This is a genomic window from Perlucidibaca piscinae DSM 21586 (assembly GCF_000420045.1).
In the GTDB taxonomy this organism is placed as follows: domain Bacteria; phylum Pseudomonadota; class Gammaproteobacteria; order Pseudomonadales; family Moraxellaceae; genus Perlucidibaca; species Perlucidibaca piscinae.
Genome location: NZ_ATUE01000007.1, coordinates 285,301 through 310,423 on the forward strand (window position 1 = coordinate 285,301; position 25,123 = coordinate 310,423).

At 64.7% G+C, this 25,123-nt stretch carries 24 protein-coding genes; 16 read left to right on the forward strand and 8 right to left on the reverse strand.

The features are described from left to right. Window positions 1-46: 46 nt before the first annotated feature. Window positions 47-595 carry a TIGR00645 family protein gene (locus F595_RS13535; RefSeq protein ID WP_022956506.1) on the forward strand — a complete coding sequence of 183 codons (549 nt, stop codon included), beginning with the start codon at window positions 47-49 and terminating at the stop codon, window positions 593-595. 98 nt (window positions 596-693) lie between these two features. Here F595_RS13535 and F595_RS0108840 read toward each other — a convergent pair whose 3' ends face one another. The 8 genes from F595_RS0108840 to map all read right to left on the reverse strand — a co-directional run bounded on the left by F595_RS0108840 (window position 694) and on the right by map (window position 10,502). Next, the gene (locus tag F595_RS0108840) at window positions 694-1,911 is read right to left on the reverse strand and encodes an iron-containing alcohol dehydrogenase (protein ID WP_022956507.1); all 1,218 of its coding nucleotides are present in this window, start codon (window positions 1,909-1,911) and stop codon (window positions 694-696) included. Between the two features lie 131 nt (window positions 1,912-2,042). Continuing rightward, a complete protein-coding gene (locus tag F595_RS0108845) occupies window positions 2,043-2,381 on the reverse strand; it encodes an ArsC/Spx/MgsR family protein (protein ID WP_022956508.1) in 339 nt (112 codons plus the stop codon). Between the two features lie 2 nt (window positions 2,382-2,383). Continuing rightward, the gene (gene cysN, locus F595_RS0108850; RefSeq protein ID WP_022956509.1) at window positions 2,384-4,042 is read right to left on the reverse strand and encodes a sulfate adenylyltransferase subunit CysN; all 1,659 of its coding nucleotides are present in this window, start codon (window positions 4,040-4,042) and stop codon (window positions 2,384-2,386) included. Window positions 4,043-4,076: 34 nt separating this feature from the next. After that, complete coding sequence (cysD, locus tag F595_RS0108855) at window positions 4,077-4,991, reverse strand: sulfate adenylyltransferase subunit CysD (RefSeq protein ID WP_022956510.1); 915 nt, start codon at window positions 4,989-4,991, stop codon at window positions 4,077-4,079. 33 nt (window positions 4,992-5,024) lie between these two features. Further along, complete coding sequence (gene dapD, locus F595_RS0108860) at window positions 5,025-5,849, reverse strand: 2,3,4,5-tetrahydropyridine-2,6-dicarboxylate N-succinyltransferase (protein WP_022956511.1); 825 nt, start codon at window positions 5,847-5,849, stop codon at window positions 5,025-5,027. Between the two features lie 36 nt (window positions 5,850-5,885). Then, on the reverse strand, window positions 5,886-7,091 hold the full coding sequence (gene dapC / locus F595_RS0108865) for a succinyldiaminopimelate transaminase (protein ID WP_022956512.1): 1,206 nt from the start codon (window positions 7,089-7,091) through the stop codon (window positions 5,886-5,888). Between the two features lie 4 nt (window positions 7,092-7,095). Further along, entirely contained in the window at window positions 7,096-9,711 is a 2,616-nt protein-coding gene (glnD, locus tag F595_RS0108870; protein ID WP_022956513.1) for a [protein-PII] uridylyltransferase, read from the reverse strand. After that, complete coding sequence (map, locus tag F595_RS0108875; RefSeq protein WP_022956514.1) at window positions 9,708-10,502, reverse strand: type I methionyl aminopeptidase; 795 nt, start codon at window positions 10,500-10,502, stop codon at window positions 9,708-9,710. Before map ends, glnD begins: the two co-directional genes overlap by 4 nt. 207 nt (window positions 10,503-10,709) lie before the next feature. On the opposite strand from map, the gene rpsB reads away from it, so the two are divergent. From rpsB to rnhB, 15 genes are all read left to right on the forward strand, one after another. Further along, the gene (gene rpsB / locus F595_RS13540; RefSeq protein ID WP_022956515.1) at window positions 10,710-11,456 is read left to right on the forward strand and encodes a 30S ribosomal protein S2; all 747 of its coding nucleotides are present in this window, start codon (window positions 10,710-10,712) and stop codon (window positions 11,454-11,456) included. Window positions 11,457-11,587: 131 nt separating this feature from the next. Continuing rightward, window positions 11,588-12,469 (forward strand): translation elongation factor Ts, encoded by an 882-nt coding sequence (gene tsf / locus F595_RS0108885; RefSeq protein WP_022956516.1) that lies wholly within the window; start codon window positions 11,588-11,590, stop codon window positions 12,467-12,469. A 134-nt stretch (window positions 12,470-12,603) separates the two neighbouring features. Next, on the forward strand, window positions 12,604-13,326 hold the full coding sequence (pyrH, locus tag F595_RS0108890; RefSeq protein WP_022956517.1) for a UMP kinase: 723 nt from the start codon (window positions 12,604-12,606) through the stop codon (window positions 13,324-13,326). 27 nt (window positions 13,327-13,353) lie between these two features. Further along, window positions 13,354-13,908, forward strand: coding sequence for a ribosome recycling factor (frr, locus tag F595_RS0108895; protein WP_022956518.1), 555 nt, complete (start codon window positions 13,354-13,356; stop codon window positions 13,906-13,908). 5 nt (window positions 13,909-13,913) lie between these two features. Then, entirely contained in the window at window positions 13,914-14,693 is a 780-nt protein-coding gene (gene uppS / locus F595_RS0108900) for a polyprenyl diphosphate synthase (protein ID WP_026913425.1), read from the forward strand. Beyond that, the gene (locus tag F595_RS0108905) at window positions 14,686-15,492 is read left to right on the forward strand and encodes a phosphatidate cytidylyltransferase (protein WP_022956520.1); all 807 of its coding nucleotides are present in this window, start codon (window positions 14,686-14,688) and stop codon (window positions 15,490-15,492) included. The genes uppS and F595_RS0108905 overlap by 8 nt, the downstream gene beginning before the upstream one ends. A gap of 7 nt (window positions 15,493-15,499) precedes the next feature. Beyond that, window positions 15,500-16,681, forward strand: coding sequence for a 1-deoxy-D-xylulose-5-phosphate reductoisomerase (ispC, locus tag F595_RS0108910; protein ID WP_026913426.1), 1,182 nt, complete (start codon window positions 15,500-15,502; stop codon window positions 16,679-16,681). A gap of 18 nt (window positions 16,682-16,699) precedes the next feature. Continuing rightward, window positions 16,700-18,064: an RIP metalloprotease RseP gene (gene rseP / locus F595_RS0108915; RefSeq protein WP_022956522.1), complete on the forward strand. Its 1,365-nt coding sequence runs from the start codon at window positions 16,700-16,702 to the stop codon at window positions 18,062-18,064. 14 nt (window positions 18,065-18,078) lie between these two features. Further along, window positions 18,079-20,421 (forward strand): outer membrane protein assembly factor BamA, encoded by a 2,343-nt coding sequence (gene bamA, locus F595_RS0108920; protein WP_022956523.1) that lies wholly within the window; start codon window positions 18,079-18,081, stop codon window positions 20,419-20,421. A 5-nt stretch (window positions 20,422-20,426) separates the two neighbouring features. Continuing rightward, window positions 20,427-20,951, forward strand: a complete 525-nt coding sequence (locus tag F595_RS13545; RefSeq protein ID WP_169447002.1) for an OmpH family outer membrane protein — start codon at window positions 20,427-20,429, stop codon at window positions 20,949-20,951. 10 nt (window positions 20,952-20,961) lie between these two features. Continuing rightward, window positions 20,962-22,014: a UDP-3-O-(3-hydroxymyristoyl)glucosamine N-acyltransferase gene (lpxD, locus tag F595_RS0108930; RefSeq protein ID WP_022956525.1), complete on the forward strand. Its 1,053-nt coding sequence runs from the start codon at window positions 20,962-20,964 to the stop codon at window positions 22,012-22,014. A gap of 46 nt (window positions 22,015-22,060) precedes the next feature. Further along, the gene (gene fabZ, locus F595_RS0108935) at window positions 22,061-22,498 is read left to right on the forward strand and encodes a 3-hydroxyacyl-ACP dehydratase FabZ (RefSeq protein WP_022956526.1); all 438 of its coding nucleotides are present in this window, start codon (window positions 22,061-22,063) and stop codon (window positions 22,496-22,498) included. Continuing rightward, entirely contained in the window at window positions 22,495-23,271 is a 777-nt protein-coding gene (gene lpxA / locus F595_RS0108940; RefSeq protein ID WP_022956527.1) for an acyl-ACP--UDP-N-acetylglucosamine O-acyltransferase, read from the forward strand. Before fabZ ends, lpxA begins: the two co-directional genes overlap by 4 nt. A gap of 8 nt (window positions 23,272-23,279) precedes the next feature. After that, window positions 23,280-24,482: a lipid-A-disaccharide synthase gene (gene lpxB, locus F595_RS0108945; RefSeq protein ID WP_022956528.1), complete on the forward strand. Its 1,203-nt coding sequence runs from the start codon at window positions 23,280-23,282 to the stop codon at window positions 24,480-24,482. Window positions 24,483-24,491: 9 nt separating this feature from the next. Beyond that, window positions 24,492-25,121: a ribonuclease HII gene (rnhB, locus tag F595_RS0108950; protein ID WP_022956529.1), complete on the forward strand. Its 630-nt coding sequence runs from the start codon at window positions 24,492-24,494 to the stop codon at window positions 25,119-25,121. Window positions 25,122-25,123: the final 2 nt, after the last annotated feature.

The window sequence follows — 25,123 nt, forward strand, 5'->3', positions numbered from 1 at the left end:
TGCCCGCAACCTCCCTAGAATACGTGCGTTTCGTCGGGAGGATGACATGATGCATGCAAAGACCGGACTGGGTCGCCTGATTTTCTGGAGCCGCTGGCTGCAGCTGCCGATGTACCTGGGCCTGATCGTGGCGCTGGGCATCTATTCGTACAAGTTCCTGATCAAGCTCACCGAGCTGACCCTGAGCCTCGACACCCTGCAGGAGGACGACATCCTGCTCAGCGTGCTGTCGCTGATCGACGTGGTGATGATCGCCAACCTGCTGGTCATGGTCATCGTCGGCGGCTACGAGATCTTCGTCAGTCGCCTCGACATCCATGGCCATCCTGACCAGCCGGAATGGCTCAGCCATGTCGATGCCGGCGTGCTTAAGGTCAAGCTGGGCATGGCGCTGATCACGATTTCCTCCATCCACCTGCTGCGAAGCTTCATCGATGCCGGCAACATTCCCGAGCACACCCTGAAGTGGGAGGTCATCATCCACATGGTGCTGGTGTTCTCGGCAGGCTTCATCGCGGCCACCGACTGGCTGATCCAGGTCAAGGCCAGGCAGCTCGGTCACTCGCAGCCCTCGGGCACGACATCGTCGCATTGATCCGCTGACGGGCATGGAAAAGGCGACCCCGGAGTCGCCTTTTTTGTCGCCGCAATCCGGCCTGGTCAGAAGCCTGCCGACCAGGTCGGGCGTGGCGCTCAGGTCACGGCACGGATCTGGCGCAGGATCTGTTCGACATCCGCTTCGTTCATGTAGCGCGGCACCGGGTAGGTGCCATGCGCCTCCTTCAAGGCATCCTCGATGATGCCCGGGAAGTCCTCGGGCTTGAGCTGCTGGCCGCCGCGCCGAACCGGCACGCTGGCCAGCAGGTCGTTGATGCGGTTGAGCAGGGCCTGGGCGGCGGCGGCATCCGGTGCACCGGGCGCGGTCAGGCCGAGTTCGCGGGCCAGACGGGCGAAACGGTCGGCGCAGCTGGGCAGATTGAAGGCCAGCACATGCGGCAGCACCATGGCGTTGGCACGGCCGTGCGGAATGCCGTAGCGCCCGCCGAGCTGGTGGGCGATGGCATGCACGTAGCCGACGAAGGTGGTGCTCAGGCTGAGGCCGGCATAGTGCGAGGCCAGAGCCATGGCATCACGTGCGGCCAGGTTGCCCGGCTCGGTGCAGGCGGTTTCCAGATTGGCCAGGATCATGCGTACGGCGGCACGGTTGTACTGGTCGGTCTGTTCATCGGCGAACACGCTCATCCAGCCTTCCAGGGCGTGGGTGAGGGCATCAATGCCGGTCTCGGCCGTCACCGAGGGCGGCATGCCGCGGGTCACCAGCGGGTCGAGGGCGGCTGCCACCGGCACCACGCCGGGGTCGGCCACCAGTGACTTCACGTGCGTCACGCTGTCCGAGATCACTGCCGCCACGCTGACCTCGGAGCCGGTGCCCGAGGTCGACGGCACCACGAACAGGGGCAGGCCGGGCTGACGCGCCTTGAACACGCCGACCAGCTCCAGGGGAGTCTTGCCGGAGGCTGCCGACAGCGAGATCACCTTGCCGGCATCGATGGCGGAGCCGCCACCGACGACGAGGATGGCGTCGCCACGAAGCTGGCGCAGGGCGGCGAGTCCGGCATCAACCACGGCGAAGGTGGGGTCCGGCTTGACGCCGTCAAACACCGAGCAGGTGATGCCACGGGCCTTGAAGGCTTCCACCATGGGATCGACGGTGCCCAGTGAACGCAGGATCTCGTCCGTGACGATGAGCACGCGCTGGAAGCCCTGGTCGGCCATGCTGTGGCAGAGCCGGACAGCCGAGCCCTCACCAAGCAATACCAGGGGTTTTCGACTTGGCAGCACCTTGGTCAGGGTGCGCAGCATGTTGAGTCGGGGCAGGGACTTGAAGCGGGAAACGATGGCGGCTGGCATGGTGGTCTGGTGCTCATGAAGAAAAAACCAGACCAAACTAACGTCAGATTTTTCCCAAGACAAGCACTTGGCCAACTATTTTGACTGATCGGTCACGTGGGCCGGCAGGGAGCCGGTCCACGTGTCCGTGTTCAGGGCAGCAGGGGAGAGTCCAGCCCGACCGTGGTCAGCGTGCCATCCGAGAGCAGCGGGCGCTTGATCAGTGACGGCTTCTCCTGCAGCAGCGCGATCAGGCCCTCCGGGGTTTCTGCCCGGGCCTTGCCGGCATCGTCGAGCTGACGCCAGGTGGTGCCCTTGCGGTTGACCAGCTCCGGGCCGGCGGCGGTCAGCCAGCGTTCAAGCTGGCCGGCATCGGGCGGCACCTTCTTGAAGTCCTGGAAAGTGTAGGCCACGCCCGCCGCGTCGAGGCGGGCGAAGGCCTTCTTCATGCTGTCACAGGCCTTGATGCCGGCAATGAGCAGCTCGGCCATGATCAGCCCAGCACGCCGTGTTCACGCAGCAGGGTCAGCACCTGCTGGGCGGCAGCATCGTTGCCGGCAGCCAGTTGCACCGGGGCGATCGGCTGAGCCGCGTCGCGGATGCGCAGGGCGCGTTCGCCGACCACCTCGTCGGCGACGATGACCAGCAGACCGGCCTGTTGCAGCGCCGGGATGGCGGCGTTGTCGGCATTGACCACCACCGGCAGGGCGCCGGCCTGGAACAGCACGCGTTCGACCAGCTCGGCCAGCAGACGGGCGCCGCTGGCCTCGATGACCAGGCGCAGGGCCGGATGGCCGAGACGACGGGCGCGGGCATCGGCGGTGACATCGGGCAGCTGGTCGACACTGGCCACTGACGCGGCCTCGGCGGCGATCATGCCGGCGCCGATGGTGATGTTGCTGAGGCGATCAATGACGATCAGGCTGCCGGTGGCCTTGCATTCGCTGTAGCGATCGAAGGCCACGGCCTTGGTGAGCTGGACGCGGCACAGGGCGATGCCGTTCAGCGGCAGGCTGTCGGCGGGCTGGCGCGCCAGCGTGTTGACGTCGATCTGGTGCTCGATCGCGGTGACCTGGCCCGAGGTGAAGGTGGTGCCGAGCTTGAAGTCGTAGGTCTTGCCCAGCACCAGCGGTGCCTCGTGCATCCACACCAGATGCGCCATGAAGCTGTGCCCCATGGTCATGTCGTCGTCGGCGGCAATGATCATGTCGCCGCGCGAGATGTCGATCTCGTCGTTCAGGGTCAGGGTGATGGCCTGGCCGGCATGCGCTTCCGGCAGTTCGCCTTCCCAGACCACGATGGACTTGACCGTCGAGGTCTTGCCCGACGGCAGCGCCTTGATGGCCATGCCCGGAGTCACGCTGCCGGCGGCCAGGGTGCCGCAAAAGCCGCGGAAATCCAGGTTGGGACGGTTCACGTACTGCACCGGCAGACGCAGGGCGCCGAGCGCGGCGTCACGCTGGATTGCCAGCGTGTCCATCAGCTCCAGCAGCGGCGTGCCGGTGTACCAGGGCATGCGCGTGCTGGCATGCACGACGTTCTCGCCCTTCAGCGCCGACATCGGCACGTAGTGCACGTCCGGCACGTTGAGCTGGGCCACGAAGGCCTCGTATTCGGTCTTGATCTCGTTGTAGCGGGCTTCGCTGAACTCGACCAGGTCCATCTTGTTGATGGCGATGACGAAATGGCGAATGCCCAGCAGCGAGCAGATGAAGCTGTGGCGACGGGTCTGCACCTGCACGCCGTAGCGCGCGTCGATGAGCAGCACGGCGACGTCGGCGGTGGAGGCTCCGGTGGCCATGTTGCGGGTGTACTGCTCATGGCCGGGGGTGTCGGCGATGATGTACTTGCGGCGGTCGGTGGCGAAGAAGCGGTAGGCGACATCGATGGTGATGCCCTGTTCGCGCTCGGACTGCAGGCCGTCGACCAGCAGGGCCAGGTCGACTTCCTCGCCGGTGGTGCCGTGCTTGACGCTGTCGCGGGTGATGGCGGCGAGCTGGTCCTCGAAGATCATCTTCGAGTCGTGCAGCAGGCGGCCGATCAGGGTCGACTTGCCGTCATCCACGCTGCCGCAGGTGATGAAGCGCAGCATGTCCTTGTGTTCGTGCTGGTGCAGGTAATCCTGGATGTTGTCGATATGTTCGATGATCATGTCGTGATGTCCTGTGAACGTCCGGGGCTTTGGCTCAGAAGTAGCCTTCGCGCTTCTTCTTTTCCATCGAACCCGACTCGTCGTGGTCGATGGCGCGGCCGGAACGTTCGGAGGTGCGGGTGACCAGCATCTCCTGGATGATGTCCGGAAGGGTGGCGGCGTCGGATTCGACGGCACCGGTCAGCGGGTAGCAGCCCAGGGTGCGGAAACGCACCGATTTCATCATCGGCACTTCACCCTCGCGCAGCGGCAGGCGCTCGTCATCCACCATGACCAGCATGCCGTCACGCTCGACCACCGGACGCACGGCCGAGAAGTACAGCGGCACGATCTCGATGTTCTCGAGGTAGATGTACTGCCAGATGTCCAGCTCGGTCCAGTTCGACAGCGGGAACACGCGGATCGACTCGCCCTTGTTGATGCGGCCGTTATACAGGTTCCACAGTTCCGGGCGCTGGCTCTTGGGGTCCCAACGGTGGAACTTGTCACGGAAGGAGTACACGCGCTCCTTGGCGCGCGACTTTTCCTCGTCGCGGCGGGCGCCACCGAAGGCGGCATCGAAGCCGTACTTGTCCAGGGCCTGCTTGAGGGCCTGGGTCTTCATGATGTCGGTGTACTTGGAGCTGCCGTGGTCGAACGGGTTGATGTTCGCCGCCAGACCTTCCTGATTGGTGTGCGACAACAGCTCCATGCCGGCTTCCTGGGCCATGCGGTCACGGAAGCTGATCATTTCCTTGAACTTCCACGTGGTGTTCACGTGCATCAGCGGAAACGGGGGCTTGCCGGGCGCAAAGGCCTTGCGCGCCAGATGCAGCATCACCGAGGAGTCCTTGCCGATCGAGTAGAGCATGACGGGGTTGTCGAATTCGGCGGCAACCTCGCGGATGATGTGGATGGACTCCGCCTCAAGGGCCTTGAGGTGAGTCATGCGGTGTTCGGGCAGCGACATGCGCGCGTTCCTCTGTATGGCTCGTGATTGACCTTAGTCCGCGAGGCGGAGCAGGTCGTTGATGCTGGTCTTGCTGCGGGTCTGGGCGTCGACCTTCTTGACGATGACGGCGCAGGTCAGGCTGTAGCGGCCGTTGTCGCGCGGCAGCGAGCCGGCCACCACGACCGAGCCGGCGGGCACGCGGCCGTAGCTGATCTCGCCGGTCTCGCGGTCGTAGATCGGCGTCGACTGGCCGATGAACACGCCCATGGAGAGCACCGAGCCTTCACCGATGATGACGCCTTCGACCACTTCGGAGCGCGCGCCGATGAAGCAGTTGTCCTCGATGATGGTCGGGTTGGCCTGCAGCGGTTCGAGCACGCCGCCGATGCCGACGCCACCGGAGAGGTGCACGTTCTTGCCGATCTGCGCGCAGGAGCCGACGGTGGCCCAGGTGTCGACCATGGTGCCTTCATCGACGTAGGCGCCGATGTTGACGTAGGACGGCATAAGCACGGTGTTGCGCGCGATGAAGCTGCCGCGGCGGGCGACGGCCGGCGGCACCACGCGGATGCCCGAGGCGGCGAACTGCTCGGCGCTCCAGTCGGCGAACTTGGTCGGCACCTTGTCGTAGAACTGCATGCCGCCACCGGCCGGCACCGGCACGTTGTCGTTGAGACGGAAGGAGAGCAGCACGGCCTTCTTCAGCCACTGGTTGACCTGCCACTCGCCATCGATCTTTTCCGCGACACGGGCAGCACCGCTGTCGAGCAGCGCCAGGGCCTCGTTGACGGCATCACGCACGTCCTGCGGGGCCGACTTCGGCGAAAACTCGGCGCGGCGTTCGAAGGCGTCTTCGAGGAAGGTGGCGAGGGTCATCAGTCATGCTCCATGAATAGAAAAGGGTGTCCGCGATCAGCGGGCAAGAAATTGGCGGATGCGCTGCGCGGCTTCGACACACTCGCTGACGCCGGCGACCAGTGCCATGCGTACATGGCCTTCGCCGGGGTTGACGCCGTCATCGCCGCTGCGTGCCAGATAGCGTCCGGGCAGCACGGTGACCGCTGTTTCCCGGTGCAGGTCGCGGGCGAAGGCGTCGTCCGGTCCGGGGGTGGCTACCCAGAAATAGAAGCCGGCGTCCGGTTTGCGCAAGGGCAGCACGGGGTTGAGGATGTCGAAGACGCGATCGAATTTCTCGCGATACAGGGCGCGATTGTCCCTCACATGGGCCTCGTCTTGCCAGACCTGTGCAGAAACCTGTTGATGCTGCACGGGCATCGCCGAACCATGGTAAGTGCGATAGCGCAGGTAGGGTGACAGCAGCTTGGCATCGCCGGCGACGAAGCCTGAGCGCAGGCCGGGCAGGTTGGAGCGCTTCGACAGCGAGTGGAAGACCACGCAGTTGCGGTAATCGTCACGGCCCAGCTCGGCACAGGCCTGGAGCAGGCCGGCCGGCGGCTGTGCCTCGTCGAAGTAGATCTCCGAGTAGCACTCGTCAGAGGCGATGACGAAGCCGAAGCGGTCACTGAGCGCGATCAGCTTCTTCAGGGTGTCCATGCCGAGCAGGGCGCCGGTGGGGTTGCCCGGCGTGCAGATGAACAGCAGCTGGGTGCGTGCCCAGACGTCGTCCGGTACTGCGTCGAAGTCCGGCTGCAGGCCGCTGGCGGCAGTGCAGGGCAGGAAGTGCGGCTCGGCGCCGGCGAGCAGGGCCGCGCCCTCGTAGATCTGGTAGAACGGGTTGGGCATCAGCACCAGCGGCTTGCCGGCGGCAGTCACGCGGCTGCGGTCAACCACGGCCTGGGTGAACGAGAACAGTGCCTCCCGGGTGCCGTTCACCGGCAGCACCTGGCTGGCCGGATCGACTGCGGCCAGGCCGAAGCGACGGCAAAGCCAGGCCGCGATGGCATCGCGCAGAACGGGCAGACCGAGCGTGCTCGGGTAGGTCGACAGGCCGCCCAGATGGCGCGTCAGCGTTTCGGCGACAAAGGCGGGTGCGGCATGACGCGGCTCGCCGATGGACAGCGCGATGGGCGCCAGTCCGGCCGGTGGCTGATGGCCCTTGAACAGGGCCGCCAGCTTCTCGAACGGGTAGGGGTGCAGCAGGGACAGATCGGGATTCATGGGGTTACCGTGAGGGTTCGTCCAGCTGGGTGCGCAGCGCGGCGCAGAGGCGCTCGCAGAGGTCCGGGTCGGACAGCGGGTGCTGCTGGCTGTCGGTGAGGAAGAAGACGTCTTCGGCGCGCTCGCCCAGTGTCGCGATGCGCGCGTTCTGCAGGTTCACGCCGTGCTCCATGAAGATGCGTCCGATGCGCGCCAGCAGACCGGGGCGATCGAGCGTGACCACCTCCACCACGGTGCGCTGGTGTGCCAGATCATTGCTCAGGTAGACCTCGGTGCGCACGTCGAAGTGCTTGAGCCGGCGCGGCAGACGACGTTCGACGATGGCCGGGAATTGCTCCGGCTGGGCCAGGCTGCGCCGCAGCTTCTCGCCGATGTGGGCGAGCCGGTGGCTGTCCTCGATGCGGGCGTTGTTCTCGTCGAGCACGATGTAGGTGTCCAGCGAATAATGGCTGGTCGAGGTGATGATGCGGGCATCGAGCACGTTGAGCTGGAGCTGGTCGAGCTCGGCCACCGTGGCGGCGAACAGGTTGGGCATGTCACGGGTGTAGACGAAAATCTGCGTGGCGCCCTCGAACTGCGCGCTGTGGCTTTCGCGGATCAGCACCAGCGGTCCGCTGTCGGGATCATGACGCAGGATGCCCTGGGTGTGCCAGGCGATGTCGCTGGCGGACTCGCGCAGGAAGTAGTCGTCACCGAGCTGATCCCAGAGCGGCTCCACGGCACGGGCATCGATGCCCTGCTCGGCCAGCAGACGGCGGGCGGATTCACGCGTCTCGGCAATCCACTCGCTCTTGTCGATGGGATTGACCAGGCCACGACGCAGCGCCTGCCGGGTCTGCAGGTAGAGCTGGCGCAGCAGCGACGAGCGCCAGGAGTTCCACAGCGTCGGATTGGTGGCGCAGATGTCGGCCACGGTCAGCGAGTACAGGTAGTCGAGGTGAATCTCGTCGCCGACCAGGCGAGCGAACTCGTTGATCACGTCGGGGTCGGAGACATCCTTCTTTTGCGCGGTCACCGACATGATCAGGTGGTGTCGCGTCAGCCAGGCCACCAGATTGGCGTCCCAGGTGCTGAGGCCGTGATCCAGGCAGAAGTCACGGGCATCGACTGCGCCCAGCTCGGAGTGATCGCCGCCACGGCCCTTGGCGATGTCATGGAAGAGACCGGCCAGATAGAGCAGCTCGAGCTTGGGCAAGCGTTGCGCCACCTCGGCCACCACCGGGAAGCGCTGCAGCGATTCGGCGTAGCGGAAGCGGCGCATGTTCTTCAGCACCAGCAGGGTGTGGGCGTCGACCGTGTAGATGTGGAACAGGTCGTACTGCATCTTGCCGATGATGGCGCCGAAGGCGGGAATGTAGCGGCCGAGGATGCCGTAGCGCTTCATTCGGCGCAGCGAGGAGAACAGCGCGGCCTGGCAGCGCAGCAGCGCCATGAACAGGGCGCGGTTTGCCGGGTCGCGGCGGAAGTCGTCATCGATGCGACTGGCGTTCTGCATCAGCAGCCGGATGGTGCTGGCGCGCACGTCGATGAGCTCGGTCTGCTCGCCGAGAATGACAAAAGCCTCGATCAGGGCGGACGGGTGGTCGCGGAATACCTGTTCGTGGGTGACTTCGAGGGCGCCGTCGCGGAGCTGGAAGCGCGCGTTGACGGGCACGATGTCGGCAGGCTGGTCGCCGCCCAGAATGGCTTCCTCGAAATACTGCAGCAGCATCTCGTTGAGCATGGAGATGCGCATGGCAGCGCGGTAATAGTCCTGCATGACCTGCTCGACACCGCGGTTGGCGCGGGTGTCGCCATGGCCGAAAAGCTCGGCGATGCGGCGCTGGTAGTCGAACAGGATGCGCGTCTCGTTGCGACCGGTGACCTGGTTGAGCGCGTAGCGGATGCGCCAGAGCACGCACTGGCAGGCATCCAGCTCCTCGAATTCGGCCTCGGTCAGGAAGCCGTGACCGACCAGGTCGCGCAGGGTGTCGGCGCCGAAATGGCGTTTCGCCACCCAGCCTATGGTCTGGATGTCGCGCAGGCCGCCGGGTGCGTTCTTGAGGTCGGGTTCGAGGTTGTATTCGGTGTTGTTGTGCTTGGCATGGCGGGCGAGCTGCTCGTCACGCTTGGCGATGAAGAAGGCGCGACCCGGCCACAGTCGGTCAGGGCCGGTGAGTATCTGCAGTTCGTGGCGCAGGGCATCGTCACCGACCAGGGTGCGTGACTCCATCAGGTTGGTGGCGACGGTGATGTCTTCGCGTGCCAGCGCCTCGCAGGTCTGCAGCGAACGCACGCTGGAGCCCACGTCCAGGCCCAGGTCCCAGAGCTCGGTGATGAAGGCGGCGACGCCTGCCGCCACATCCGCCGGCAGCTCCTGGGCACGATGCAGCACCAGCACGTCGACGTCGGAGCAGGGCTGCAGCTCGGCACGCCCGTAGCCGCCCACCGCGATCAGGGCCAGATCGTCTGCCTGGTCGAGCTGGTGTCCGGTCCAGACCTCGCGCAGCACGCCATCGACGGCATCGGTCCATTCCCGCACCAGCAGGCGCACGTCGCGGCCGGCGGCGAGACGCTCGTAGAGCTGGCCCTGGACGGCCTTGAGCAGGGCCTTGTGCGTGCTGGCGGCGGGCAGGCTCATGACGCGTGACCGGTCAGGAAGGACAGGTCCTCGTCCGGCCGGGCGGTGAGCACCTCGATGCCGGTCTCGGTGCAGAGCACGGTGTGTTCCCACTGTGCCGACAGCTTGTGGTCCTTGGTGACCACGGTCCAGCCATCCGGCAGCAGCTTGGTGTGGTGCGTGCCGGCGTTGATCATGGGCTCGATGGTGAAAGTCATGCCGGCCTTCAGGGTGTCGCCGGTGCCGGGCTGGCCGTAATGCAGGATCTGCGGGTCCTCGTGGAACACGGCGCCGATGCCGTGGCCGCAGTATTCGCGCACCACCGAGAAGCGGTTGCCCTGGGCATGCTGCTGGATGACGTGGCCGATGTCACCGAGACGGCAGCCCGGCCTGACCAGCGCCAGCGCCTTGTACAGGCACTCCTGGGTGACCTTGACCAGACGCTGGGCCAGCACCGAGGGCTGACCGACAAAGAACATCTTGCTGGTGTCGCCGTGGTAGCCGTCCTTGATCACGGTGACATCGATGTTGATGATGTCGCCATCCTTGAGAATCTTCTTCTCGTTGGGGATGCCGTGGCAGATCACGTGATTGACCGAGGTGCAGATGCTCTTCGGAAAGCCGCGATAGTTCAGCGGCGCCGGAATCGCGCCCTGCACGTTGACGATGTAGTCGTGGCAGATGCGGTTCAGGTCGTCGGTGCTGACGCCGGGACGCACGTGTTCGCCGATCATCATCAGCACGTCGGCGGCAAGGCGGCCGGCCGTGCGCATCTTGTCGATTTCCGCAGGCGATTTGATCAAGGTGGTCATGGCGAGTCCGGGGCAGGGCGGTGGATGTTGCCGCAGTTGAGCAGGCAGGGGCGCCTATGGTATAAAGCGCGCCGCATTTGGGCAAACGCCCGGGCGATGACATTCAGTCAAATCCGCACATCGGCCGTCACAGGCACCGGGTGCCCATCGAGAAAGGTGGGTTGGTGTCTGGGGTTGGTGGTAGATAAAACCCAACAGGAAGCAATCATGGCACAAGTCTCCATGCGCGAGCTGCTGCAAGCAGGCGCTCACTTCGGTCACCAGACCCGTTTCTGGAATCCCAAGATGGCCCCGTTCATCTTCGGTGCCCGCAACAAGATTCACATCATCAACCTCGAGCACACCGTTCCGGCGCTGAATGACGCCCTGGCCTTTGCCAACCGTCTGGCCGCCCAGAAGAACAAGGTGCTGTTCGTGGGTACCAAGCGCGCTGCCGCCCCGATCATCGCCGAACACGCTTCCCGTGCCGGCATGCCCTACGTCAACCACCGCTGGCTCGGCGGCATGCTGACCAACTGGAAGACCATTCGCCAGTCGATCAAGCGTCTCAAGGACCTGGAAGTCCAGGCCACCGACGGCACCCTGGCCAAGCTGACCAAGCGCGAAGCACTCGAAGCCACCCGCGAAATGGAAAAGCTGGAAAAGTCGCTGGGCGGCATCAAGGACATGGGCGGTCTGCCGGACGCCATGTTCGTGATCGACGTCGACCATGAAGCCACCGCCATTGCCGAAGCCCGCAAGCTGGGCATCCCGGTCATCGGCGTGGTTGATACCAACTCCAACCCGACTGGCGTCGATTACGTCATTCCGGGCAACGACGACGCCATCCGTGCCATCCAGCTCTACGTGGGTGCCATGGCTGACGCCATCATCGAAGGCAAGGAATTCGCCGCCACCACCGGTGGTCGTGATGCCGACGGCTTCGTCGAAGTCGCAGCATCCGGCGCTGAATAAGCGCGACCTGTCACCGTCGTCATGACGGTGACATCTGCATCGCCGCAGACTGCGTGCAGGTGCAGGACGAAAGGGGCTTCGGCCCCTTTTCCCATCTCATTGAACTGAAAGAACATCTAGGGGAAAAGATCATGGCAGAAGTGACCGCCGGCCTGGTGAAGGAACTGCGTGAACGTACCGGCCTCGGCATGATGGAGTGCAAGAAGGCACTGCAGGAAGCCAATGCTGACATCGAGCTGGCCATCGACAACCTGCGCAAGTCGGGTCAGGCCAAGGCTGCCAAGAAGGCTGGCAACATCGCCGCCGAAGGCGCCATCATCATCGCCACGGCCGGTGGCACCGCCATCGCGCTGGAAGTGAACTGCCAGACCGACTTCGTGGCCCGTGACAGCAACTTCTCGGCATTCGCCAACAAGGTTGCCGGTCTCGCACTGGCTGCCCGCGTCACCGATCCGGCCGCGATCTCGGCGCTGGACTACGATGGCCAGACCGTCGAGGAAGCCCGTATCGCCCTGGTCCAGAAGATCGGCGAGAACATCCAGGTTCGTCGTGCCGTGCTGGTTGAAGGCGCCACTCTGGCCACCTACGTCCACGGTCTCAAGATCGGCGTCGTGGTTGCCTTCGAAGGCAGCAGCGATGACGTTGCCAAGCAGATCGCCATGCATGTTGCCGCTGCCAATCCGCTGGTGGTGAATGCCGACGACCTGCCGGCCGACGTGCTGGCCAAGGAAAAGGAAATCGCCGAAGCCAAGGCCGCCGAATCCGGCAAGCCGGCCAACATCGTCGAGAAGATGGTGGAAGGCGCCCTGAAGAAGTTCAAGAGCGAAGTCTCGCTGGTCGAGCAGGCCTTCGTGGTCAACCCGGACCAGAAGGTGGGCGATGTGCTCAAGGCTGCCGGTCTCAAGGCTACCCGCTTCGTGCGTCTGGAAGTGGGCGAAGGCATCGAGAAGAAGGAAGTCGACTTCGCTGCCGAAGTGGCTGCCACCCAGGCTGCTGCCGCCGCTGCAAAGTAAGCGTCTGCTGCTCGCGCAGCGTGTCGCAAAAGGCCCCAGATTGGGGCCTTTTTATTGTAGACTCGCCGCCAATTATTGATTCGTGTCGGCCTGTCCTGTTGCCTGGTTGACACCCTTGTCGAGAGGTCTTGCAGATGTCCGATCATCGTCTTGCGCACAAGCGCATTCTCTTGAAGCTGTCGGGCGAGGCCCTGGCTGGCGATGCGGACATCGGTATCGACCCCAAGGTGCTCAAGCGCATGGCGCTGGAAATCGGCCAGCTGGTCGGCATCGGCGTGCAGGTCGGCATCGTGGTGGGCGGCGGCAACCTGTTCCGTGGTGCCGCGCTGCAGCAGGCCGGTCTCGATCGCGTCGCCGGTGACCACATGGGCATGCTGGCCACGGTCATGAACGGCATTGCCATGCGTGACGCGCTCGAGCGCAACAACATCAAGACCCGCCTGATGTCGGCTATCCCCATGAGCGGCGTGGTCGATCACTACGACCGTCGTGCGGCGGTGCGCTGGCTGCAGGGTGGCGATGTCTGCATCTTCGTCGCCGGCACCGGCAACCCGTTCTTCACCACCGATACCGCTGCCTGCCTGCGCGGCATCGAGATCAATGCCGACATCGTCATCAAGGCCACCAAGGTCGACGGCATCTACAATGCCGACCCGGTCAAGGACCCGACCGCGACCAAGTACGACACGCTGACCTTCGATGAAGTGCTGGCCAGGCAGCTGGGCGTCATGGACCTGACCGCCATCTGCCTGTGCCGTGATCACGACATGCCGCTGCGCGTGTTCAACATGAACAAGCCGGGTGCCTTGCTCAACCTCGTCGTGGGCGAGGCGGAAGGCACCCTGGTGACCCGCTGATTCCGTTTTTCGAAGCCCGGAGCTTCCATGCTGAATGATCTGAAGAAGGACTGCGAAGTCCGCATGCAAAAGACCCTGGATGCCCTCGAGCAGGCGTTTGCGCGCGTGCGTACCGGTCGTGCCCATCCGTCCATGCTCAAGGATGTCATGGTGCCATACTACGGCGCCGACACCCCGCTGATGCAGGTGGCCAACGTCAACGTCGAGGATGCCCGCACCCTGCTGGTGCAGCCCTACGAGCGCAACATGGTGGGCGCGGTCGACAAGGCCATCCGCAACTCGGATCTGGGCCTGAATCCGGTCACTACCGATGTCATTCGCGTGCCGCTGCCGGCGCTGACCGAGCAGACCCGTCGTGACATGCAGAAGCTGGCGCGCAACGAGACCGAAGGCTCGCGTGTCGCCCTGCGCAACATCCGTCGTGATGTGCTCGCCGACATCAAGGAGCTGCTCAAGGAGAAGGAGATCTCCGAGGACGACGAGCGTCGTGCCAGCGATGACATCCAGAAAATCACGGACCGTTTCGTGGCCGAAGCCGATCGCATGCTTGCCGCCAAGGAAGCGGAACTGATGCAGGTCTGATGCACATGGGGAGCTCGTCCCGGCACGGAAGTTCGGCACCGGATGCCGAGGCAGAGGCAGCGGCGCGTCCGCGCCATGTCGCCGTGATCATGGATGGCAACAACCGCTGGGCAAAGCTGCGTGGCCTGGCCGGTGCCCAGGGTCATGCCGAAGGCGAGAGAGCGCTGCGTCAGGTAGTCGAGTTCGCCGCTCGCCAGCAGATCGAGGTGCTCACCGTTTTCGCGTTTTCCAGCGAGAACTGGCGACGTCCGCCTGATGAGGTGGCCGCTCTGATGCGGCTTTTCCTGCTTGCGCTCGACGTGCGCGTGGCCGAGCTCGACAAGGCGCGCATCCGGTTGCGCTTCATCGGTGATCGCAGCGCTTTCTCGCCCGAGCTGCAGCAGGGCATGGCGGCGGCCGAGCAGCGCACCGCCGTGCACACGCGCATGACCCTGGTCATTGCCGTCAACTATGGCGGCCAGTGGGACATGGCCCAGGCGGCCCGGCGACTGGCCGAGGCCGTTTCCGAAGGCAGCCTGCAGCCTGCTGACATCACGCCTGAGCGTTTCGGCGCCAGCGTCGAGATGGCGGATCTGCCCGCCGTCGATCTGCTGATTCGCACCGGTGGGGAAATGCGCCTGAGCAATTTCGTGCTCTGGCAGGCAGCCTATGCCGAATACCATTTCTGTGACACCTTGTGGCCGGATTTCGGCGACACGCAATTCCAGCTGGCACTTGATGACTTTGCCGGTCGTCAGCGCCGCTTTGGCCGAACATCAGAACAAATAGAGGCCCTTCATGCTTAAGGAACGTGTACTGACCGCTCTGGTCCTGCTGCCGCTGGTGCTGTGGGCCGTGTTTGGCGGGGTTGCCCTGGCATTTCCGCTGCTGGCGGCGGTGCTGGTGCTGATCGCCGCGCTTGAGTGGTGTGATCTGATGCGTCTGCAGTCACTGCCGCTGCGCATGGGCTATGTGCTGGTGGTGGCGGCCGTGCTGATGCAGCAGGTCGGTCTGGACCTGCAGGCTCTCGGGCCCATGCTGGCGGTTACCAGCCTGTTCTGGCTGCTCGCCCTGCGCTGGGTCAGCAGCTACCCGGACAGTGCGGCACGCTGGGATCGTTCCTGGCTGCTGGCGGCGGTCGGTCTGCTGCTGCTGGTGCCGACCTGGGCCGGTCTGGTGCAGCTGCATGCGATTTCGCCGTGGTGGCTGCTCTATCTCTTTTTCCTGGTCTGGGGTGCCGATACCGGTGCCTATTTTGCCGGTCGCCGCTTCGGCCGCGTCAAGCTGGCTCCGGCAGTGAGCCCGGCCAAGACCCGCGAGGGTCTGTATGGCGGTCTCGTGGTCACCGGCGCGATCATGACGGGTGTCGCCATCGGCCTGCACATGCCGCTCACCAAGGCGCTGCTGTTCATCGTGGTGTCGATGCTCACCGTGCTGGCCTCGGTGCTGGGCGATCTGCTCGAGTCCATGCTCAAGCGGCGTGCCGGCATCAAGGACTCCGGCAACATCTTCCCGGGACACGGCGGTGCCCTGGACCGCATCGACTCGCTGACCGCTGCCGCCCCTGTCTTCCTCACCGGCTGGTGGCTGGCCGGCGGCTTCTGATCTGTCCATGAAGCCGCAACGTGTGGTGGTGCTGGGTGCCACCGGATCCATCGGTCTGAGCACGCTGGACGTGATTGCACGGCATCCCGAGCGCTATCAGGTGCAGGCGCTGTCGGCGCATCATCGTGTCCGCGAGCTTGCCGACCTGTGCCGACGCTTCCAGCCACGTCAGGCCGTGGTCGCCACCGAACAGGATGGCGAGACCCTGCGCGAGCTGCTGCGAGGCGAGGCCGACTGCGAGATCCTGACCGGGCCTGACGCCCTGGCAGCGGTAGCGTCAGCACCGGAAACGGACACGGTCATGGCAGCCATCGTCGGTGCCGCCGGCCTGCTGCCGACGCTGGCCGCCGTGCGTGCCGGCAAGCGCGTGCTGCTGGCCAACAAGGAAGCGCTGGTGATGTCCGGCCAGCTCTTCATGCAGGCCGTGGCCGAACATGGTGCCACGCTGCTGCCCATAGACTCCGAGCACAATGCCATTTTCCAGTGCCTGCCGCCCGGACGCAGCCGTGATCTGGCTGGTGGCGGCATCGAGAAGCTGGTGCTGACCGCTTCCGGAGGCCCGTTTCGTGGCTGGACGGCCGGGCAGCTGGCCACGGTGACGCCGGCCCAGGCCGTGCGTCATCCGAACTGGTCCATGGGACGCAAGATCTCGGTGGATTCAGCCACGCTGATGAACAAGGGCCTGGAGTTCATCGAGGCCTGCTGGCTCTTCGATGCCCGTCCGGACCAGGTCGACGTGCTGCTGCACCCCCAGAGCATCATCCATTCCATGGTGCGTTATCAGGACGGCTCGGTGCTGGCACAGCTTGGCAATCCCGACATGCGCACGCCGATTGCCCATGCCCTGGCCTGGCCCGAGCGCATTCCCGCCGGCGTCGACCCGCTCGATCTTGCCCTGATCGGCCGTCTCGAGTTCGAGCGACCCGACACCGGCGCCTTTCCCTGTCTTGATCTGGCGCGTGCCGCCATGCTCGCAGGCGGCAGTCATCCGGCCGCACTCAATGCCGCCAATGAAGTGGCGGTCGAGGCCTTTCTGACTGGCGCTCTGGCGTTCACGGCCATTCCGCAGGTGATTTCGCAGGTACTTGCGCAAATGCCGGTGTCACCAGCCAGCGATTTGGCTACTATTCTGGCTGTCGACCACGAAGCACGCGAGCGCGCGCTACGCCTGGTGGGCGCAGCGGCCTGACCAGGCCAGGAGCGCAACATGCAGTTTTTCCAGATAGTTCTTGCCGGTCTGCTGGTGCTCGGGCCGCTGATCGCCATTCACGAGTACGGCCACTTCTGGATGGCCCGTCGCCTCGGCGTGCGTGTGCTCACCTTTTCCATCGGTTTCGGTCCTGCCCTGTGGTCGCGCACCGGTCGCGACGGTACCGAGTACCGTCTTGCCGTGGTGCCCCTCGGCGGCTACGTGCGCCTGCTCGACGAGCGTGAGGGTGAGGTTCCCGAAGCGCTGCAGCCGCTGGCCTTCAACCGCAAGCCGGTGTCGGCGCGCATGGCCATTGTCGCCGCCGGCCCCCTGATCAATCTGCTGTTTGCCGTGCTGCTGTACTGGGTGCTGTTCCTGCAGGGTGGAGAAAGCCTGCGACCGGTGGTGGGCCGCGTCCTGCCGACAACGGTTGCCGCCAGTGCCGGCATGCTGCCCGGTGACGAGCTGGTGGCCGTGGACGGTCGCGAGGTGCACAACTGGGAAGCGGTCAGCTACGCCCTCATTGACCGTGTCGGCGAGACCGGCGAACTGCGTCTGACGGTGCGTCCGGAGGCGGGCGGGGCACTGGTGGAGCGTCGCCTGCCTTTGAACCAGTACCTGGCCGACAGTGCCGGTGATCCGTTCCGCAGTCTCGGCTTCCTGCCCTGGACCCCGGCCATGCCGGCCGTCATCGGCGAGGTCGAACCGGACAGTGCCGCGGACAAGTCCGGTCTGGCCTCGGGTGATCGCGTGCTGGACATCGATGGCCAGCCGGTTCGCCAGTGGAGCGAGGTGGTCGAGGCCATCGTGGCCAGCCCTGACCGTGCCATGACCTGGCAGATCCTGCGTCAGCGCGAGTACATCACCCTCACCGTCACCCCGGTGCCGGTAACCGATACGGTGACGGACACCTCCTACGGCCGCATTGGCGTCTCGGTGGCCGAAGCACCCTTTGACATTCCGGCCCGCTACCGGCAGGTGCTGGCACCCGGTCCCCTGGAAGCCGGCGTGATGGCGTTCGACAAGACCTGGCAGATCATGTCGCTGTCGGTCACGTCGCTGGGCAAGATGCTTGTCGGACTCATTGGTCTGGACAACTTGAGCGGCCCCATCACCATTGTTAAAGTCGCTGGTCAAAGCGCAAGTGTGGGCTGGGAGTCCTTCTTCGGCTTCATGGCGCTGCTCAGCGTGAGTCTGGGCATTTTGAACCTGCTGCCCATCCCGGTACTGGATGGCGGCCACCTGTTGTATTACGCGATCGAGGCGATCTGGCGCCGGCCCCTGCCGGAATCGGTGCAGTTGCTGGGTCTGCGGGTAGGCGTCGTGCTCATGGGCAGCATCATGCTGCTGGCTGTGCTGAACGATATTCGTCGCTTGTTCTGAACTGGATTACCACGTTGATCATTCGAAACGCTTCACGCTGGTCCCTGTTTGTCGCACTGCCGCTTGCGCTGGCAGTTTCGGCTTCCGCCCATGCCGAGACCTTCGTGGTCAAGGATATCCGCCTTGAAGGCCTGGCCCGTCTGTCGGCTGCCAGCGTCTACGCGCTGCTGCCCTTGTCGGCAGGCGATGCCTTCGACTCCGAGCGCTCGCCTGACGTGGTCAAGGCGCTGTTCGCCTCCGGCCAGTTCGAGGACGTGCAGGTGCTGCGTGACGGCGATGCCATGATCGTGCGTGTGGTGGAGCGCCCGAGCATTTCCAGCATCGAGCTCAGCGGCAACCAGTCCATCGTCAAGGACGACCTGCTCAAGGGCCTGCAGTCCATCGGACTCAGCGAAGGTGAAGTGTTCAAGCGTTCGGCGCTGGACCAGGTCAAGCTCGAGCTGCAGCGCCAGTATGCCGCCCAGGGCCGCTACGGTGCCAAGGTCACGGCGGTGTCCAAGCCGCTGCCGCGCAACCGGGTGGCCCTGAGCATCACCATCGAGGAGGGCGAGTCGGCCCGCATCAAGCGCATCAGCATCAATGGCAACAAGGTGTTCAGTGACAGCAAGCTGCTCAAGCAGCTGCAGCTGAAGTCACGCCATCTGCTGTCGTTCATCTACGGCGATGACAAGTACGCGCGCGAGAAGCTCAACGCCGACCTCGAGACCCTGCGTTCCTATTACCTGGATCGCGGTTACCTGAAGTTCACCATTGACTCGACCCAGGTCAGCCTGTCTCCGGAAAAGGACCAGGTCTACCTCGACATCAATGTCAGCGAAGGCGAACAGTACAAGATTTCCGAAGTGCGACTGGCCGGTGATCTGCCGGTGCCGGAAGAGGAGCTGCGCAAGCTGCTGCTGGCGCAGCCGGACCAGGTCTATTCGCAGAAGGTCGTCACCCTCAGCAGTGACATCATCAGCCGCCGCCTCAGCCGCGATGGCTACCTGCTGGCGGACATCCAGGGCGTGCCCGAGCTGGATGACGCGACCAAGACCGCCAAGCTGGTGTTCTACATCAACCCGAACCGGGTGATGACGGTGCGCCGTGTCAACTTCAAGGGCAACCTGAAGACCGATGACACCGTGCTGCGTCGCGAAATGCGTCAGTACGAGGGCGCCCAGGCCTCCGGCGAGAAGATCGATCTGTCCAAGCTGCGTCTGCAGCGCCTCGGCTACTTCAGTGACGTCAAGATCGAAAATGCCCGTGTCCCCGGCACCACCGACCAGGTCGACCTCAATGTCTCCGTCACCGAGCAGCCATCGGGTTCGATCAGCGCCAGCCTCGGCTTCTCGCAGAACGCCGGTCTGGTGTTCGGCGCCAACGTCAGCCAGTCGAACTTCCTCGGCACCGGCAACAAGGTTTCCATCGGCCTGAACCGTTCCGACATCCGCGACTCCTACAATTTCTCCTTCGTCGATCCGTACTGGACGCCGGAAGGCATCAGTCGCGGCTACAACCTGTACCTGCGCCAGACCAAGTTCGACAATCTCAACATCAGCAACTACGCCACCGACTCGTTTGGCGGCAACATCAGCTTCAGCTACCCGATCGACGAGACCGAGACCATCAGCTTCGCGCTCGGCTATGACCAGACCGACATCGAGCTGGGCAGCAACCCGTCCGTGGTGGTGGATGACTTCGTCCGTCAGAACGGCGACAGCATCACCACGTATACCGGAAATGCCTCCTGGCAGCGCAACACGCTCAACCGCGGCATCTTCCCCACGGCCGGCGCCTTGCAGACGGTGGGTCTGGAAATGGGCCTGCCGGGCAGTGACGTGGGCTTCTACAAGCTGACCTACAATGCCCAGCGCTATTTCCCGGTGACCCAGCGCTGGATCGGTCGCGGCTATGCCCGACTGGGCTACGGCGACGGCTACAGCGGCGGCGACAGCGTGCCGTTCTATCGCAACTTCTTCGGCGGCGGCTTCGGCTCCGTGCGCGGCTTCCGCGACAACTCCATGGGCCCGCGCAGCGGCATCGTCGGCAGCCCGTTGTCGGATCCGGAACCGATTGGCGGCAATGTGCAGGTCGAGGCGGGCGCCGAGCTGATCTTCCCGACGCCGTTCATCGAGGACAACAACAAGGTCCGCACCTTGGCCTTCTTCGATGCCGGCAACATCTTCGACACCCGCATCAAGGGCCCGAATGGCGAAAGCTTCAAGCCGGATGCCGGCGAGCTGCGTTATTCCGTCGGTCTCGGCCTGTCGTGGATCACGCCCATCGGCCCGCTCACCTTTGCTGTTGCCCAACCACTCAACGACACGGAAGATGACGACACCCAAGTCTTCCAGTTCTCGCTCGGACAAGGATTCTGATGATCATGAGAAAGATTCTCGCCACCTCGCTGCTGGCTTCCTCGCTGCTCCTGGCCGCCACGCCGGCCCTGGCCGTCACTGCCAATGGCGGCATGCGTGTGGCCGTGTTTGACCGCGAGGCCGCGCTGCTGGCCTCGGATGTGGCCAAGGCCGCGCAGGACAAGCTCAATGCCGACATGAAGCCGTTGCGTGACAAGCACGAGCAGCTGCGTCGCGACATCAAGGCCATGGAGGAGCGCTTCCAGAAGGAAGTGGCGACCATGACCGAGAAGGACAAGCGTGCCCTGCGTGCCCAGGCCGATGCCAAGGCCCAGGAGTTCAACGGTCTGATCCAGCAGGTCCAGAAGCGTACCCAGGATGCCCAGCAGGAGCTGCTGCGCCGCCTGCTGCCGAGCATGGAGACCATCGTCGAGGATCTGCGCAAGGCCGGCAACTACGACATCATCCTGGATCGCCGTGCTGCCGTGTACGTGTCTCCCGAATTTGATCTGACCCGTCGCGTGACGGATCGTCTCAACGTCGTCAAGTAAGCGGCGCATCATGGCCTTGTCCGATGTGCTGCCCGACGAGGATCCGACACTGACCCTGGGCGAGCTCGCGACCCTGGTGGGCGGAGAGCTGAAAGGCGATCCGCTCACCCGCGTCACCGGTCTCGGCACGCTGGAGCGTGCCACGCCCAGCCAGATCAGCTTTCTCGCCAACCCGCGCTACCGCGCCCAGCTGTCCACCACCCAGGCGGCGGCCGTGCTGATGAAGCCCGAGGATGCGGTCGGCTTCGAGGGCCAGGCCGTGCTTCTGGCCAATCCCTATCTGGCGTTCGCCCAGCTCACCCATCGCTTTGACCGTACCCCGCGACCGGCTGTCGGTGTCCACGCCAGTGCCGTCATCGCGCGCAGCGCGCGCCTGGGTGAGGGCGTGCGCATCGGCCCCCAGGTGGTGATCGGCGAGGATGTGGTGATCGGCGCCAGGGTGATCATCGAGTCAGGTTCGGTGATCCATGACCGGGTCCATGTCGGTGATGATTGCGTGATCCGCAGCCGCGTGGTGATCCATCATGATTGCCAGCTCGGCCAGCGGGTCAGCATCCAGTCGGGTGCGGTGATCGGCGGTGATGGTTTCGGCTTTGCTCCGGCGCGGGGCGCGTGGCACAAGATCGCGCAAATTGGTGCCGTCATCCTGCATGATGATGTGGATATCGGCGTCAATACCACCATTGATCGCGGTGCGCTCGAGGACACGGTGATCCACACCGGGGCCATCATCGACAACCAGGTGCAGATTGCCCACAACGTGGTCATCGGTGCCCATACCGCGATCGCGGCCTGCTGCGGCATTGCCGGCAGCACCCGCATCGGCGCGCACTGCGTGCTTGCCGGCGGGGTCGGTGTGGTGGGTCACATCGAGATCTGCGACCGTGTCCAGATCACCGGCATGAGCATGATCACCAAGTCGATCACGGAGCCCGGTTCCTATTCGTCGGGTACCGCTTTCGACAGCACCGACAACTGGAAGAAAATGGCGGTGCGCCTGCGCCGTCTTGATGAACTGGCGCAGCGGGTGCGAGCACTCGAGGATGCCACTGACCAATCCTGACCGTGTGCTGCCGTCCGGCAGGACGGTTGAATCCGGGAGTTGCTTGATGATGGACATACAGCAGGTCATGCAGTACCTGCCGCAGCGTTACCCCTTTCTCATGGTCGATCGCGTGCTCGAGGTGGAGAAGGGCAAGCGCATCGTGGGCTACAAGAACCTGACCATGAACGAGGAATTCTTCCAGGGACACTTCCCCGGCAAGCCCCTGATGCCTGGCGTCATGATGGTCGAGGCCATGGCACAGATCGCCGGCGTGCTCGGTTTCGTGACCCATGACAAGCGTCCGGCAGATGGTCATCTCTACGTCTTTGCCGGTGCCGACAACATCCGTTTCAAGCGCATGGTCATTCCCGGTGATCGCCTCACGCTCGAGGCCGTCGCCACCGGGTCGCGACGCCATATCCACAAGTTCAGCTGCCGTGCCCTCGTCGACGGGGAACTGGCAGCCAGTGCAGACATCCTGATTGCGGAGCAGAAGCTATGACCCGGATTCACGCCACGGCGATTGTTGATCCGCGTGCCGAGCTGGCCGACGATGTTGAGGTCGGACCTTACAGTCTCATCGGGCCCGATGTGCGCATCGGTGCCGGCACCTGGATCGGACCGCATGTCGTGGTCTCCGGGCCGACCGTCATCGGTCAGCGCAACCGCATCTTCCAGTTCGCCTCCATCGGCGCCGAATGCCAGGACAAGAAATACAGGGGTGAGCCCACCCGTCTCGAAATCGGGGATGACAACACCATCCGCGAAGCCTGCACCCTGCACCGCGGCACCGTGCAGGATGTCGGTCTGACCAAGGTCGGCAGCCGCAACCTGCTCATGGTCAATACCCACCTTGCCCATGACGTGGTGGTCGGCAACGACACCACCATTGCCAACAATGCTGCCATTGCCGGCCACGTCAAGATCGGCGACTTCGTCATCATCGGCGGCAACTCCGGCGTGCACCAGTTCTGCCACATCGGCTCCTATTCCATGCTTGGTGGCGGCACCACCGTGTACAAGGACGTGCCGGCCTTCGTCATGGCCAACGGCAACCCGGCCGAGCCACGCAGCATGAACTTCGAGGGCATGAAGCGCAAAGGCTGGAGCGCCGAGACCATCCAGGCCCTGCGCAAGGCCTACAAGGTCGTGTTCCGCGACGGCCTGACGCTCGATGCGGCCTACCCGCTGCTTGAGGAGCTGGCTGGCGTGGCACCCGAGGTGAACATCTTCATCGACTCGCTGCGGGCCTCCACCCGCGGCATCATCCGCTGAGCCGTCCGATGCGCCCCGACGGCCCCATTTTCGGGATCGTCGCCGGGGAAGCCTCCGGTGACACTCTGGGTGCCGGGCTGATTCGAGCCCTGCGCCAGCATTATCCGCACGCCCGCTTCATCGGCATCGCCGGCCCGCAGATGCTTGCCGAAGGTGCCGAGACCCTGGTGCCCATGGAGCGTCTGTCGGTCATGGGCCTGGTCGAGGTGCTCGGGCGCCTGCGCGAGCTGTTCCAGGTGCGCGACCAGCTCATTGCGCGCCTGCAGGCCGAAGGCATCACCGCCTTCATCGGCATCGACGCCCCCGACTTCAATCTGCGCATTGCCGCCGCGCTCAAGCAGCAGGGCATTCCCACCGTGCACTACGTCAGTCCCTCGGTCTGGGCCTGGCGTCAGGGCCGGGTCAAGGGCATACGCGCCAGCATAGACCTGATGCTCTGTCTGCTGCCGTTCGAGAAGGCGTTCTACGACCAGCACGACGTCCGCGCCGTGTTTGTCGGGCACCCTCTGGCCGACAGTCTGCCATTGCAGCCGGATGTGGCGGCTGCCCGTGCCCGTCTTGGCGAGCACGGCCAGGGGCGCATCATCGCGCTGCTGCCGGGCAGCCGGCGCGGCGAAGTGCACAGCCTGCTGCCCCTGCTGCTTGAGGCCGCCGATCTGCTGCAGGCACGTCTGCCGGATGTGCGTTTCCTGATCCCCGCCATCAATGCCGAGCGTCGCCGCGACATTGACCAGCTGCTCGCCAGTCATGCCGTCCGGTCCGGCCGCTCGCCGCTGCAGGTCACGGTTCATGATGATCGCGTCGGGCATGATGTCGGCCGTGTCGTGATGTCGGCGGCCGAACTGGTGTTGCTGGCCTCCGGAACGGCGACCCTGGAAGCCATGCTGCTCAAGAAGCCCATGGTGGTGACCTACCGTCTGCACTGGCTGACCTGGCTGATCGCGCGCTGGCTGGTTCGCATCCCGTTTGTCAGCCTGCCCAACCTGCTCGCCAACCGGCGTCTGGTACCTGAACTGCTGCAGCGCCAGGCCACGCCGGCCAATGTCGCGCGCGAGGCCGAAGCCTGGCTGACCGACCCGGAGCGCGTTCAGGACGCCCGGGCCAGCTATGCCGTGCTGCATGAGCAGCTGCGCCAGGACGCCAGCGAGACCGGTGCCCGTGCCATCGTGGCATTGCTGCAGGCGCGTCCGGCACCGGATCAGGCAGGCTGAGCACCAGCCATGACGCGTCGCACACGCACAGCACTGCCCGTGGATGACCTGTTTGCCGCCTTGCCGTCAGGCACCTTGGTCGCCGGGGTGGACGAGGTCGGTCGCGGCCCGCTGGTGGGGGCGGTGGTGACCGCGGCGGTCATTCTCGATCCGGCGCGTCCCATCGCTGGTCTGGCGGACTCCAAGAAGCTCACCGCGGCTCGCCGCGAAGCCCTGGCAGTACAGATTCGCGAGCAGGCGCTGGCCTGGTCGCTGGGCCATGCCGAGCCCCGGGAAATCGACGAGATCAACATCCTGCAGGCCACCATGCTGGCCATGCAGCGGGCGGTGGCCGGGCTTGCCACGCGGCCGGACCAAGTGCTGATCGACGGCAACCGCTGCCCGCTGCTGGCCATGCCGGCGCGGGCCATCGTCAAAGGCGATGCCCTGGTACCAGCCATCAGTGCCGCCAGCATTCTTGCCAAGGTCGCTCGCGATGCCGAGATGCAGCAGCTGCATCTGCGTCATCCCGGCTACGGCTTTGATCGGCACAAGGGCTACCCCACGGCCGAGCACCTCGAGGCCTTGCGCCGACTGGGCCCTTTGCCGGAACATCGTCGCTCGTTCGCACCCGTGCGCAACCTGCTGACTCCCGCCTGAGA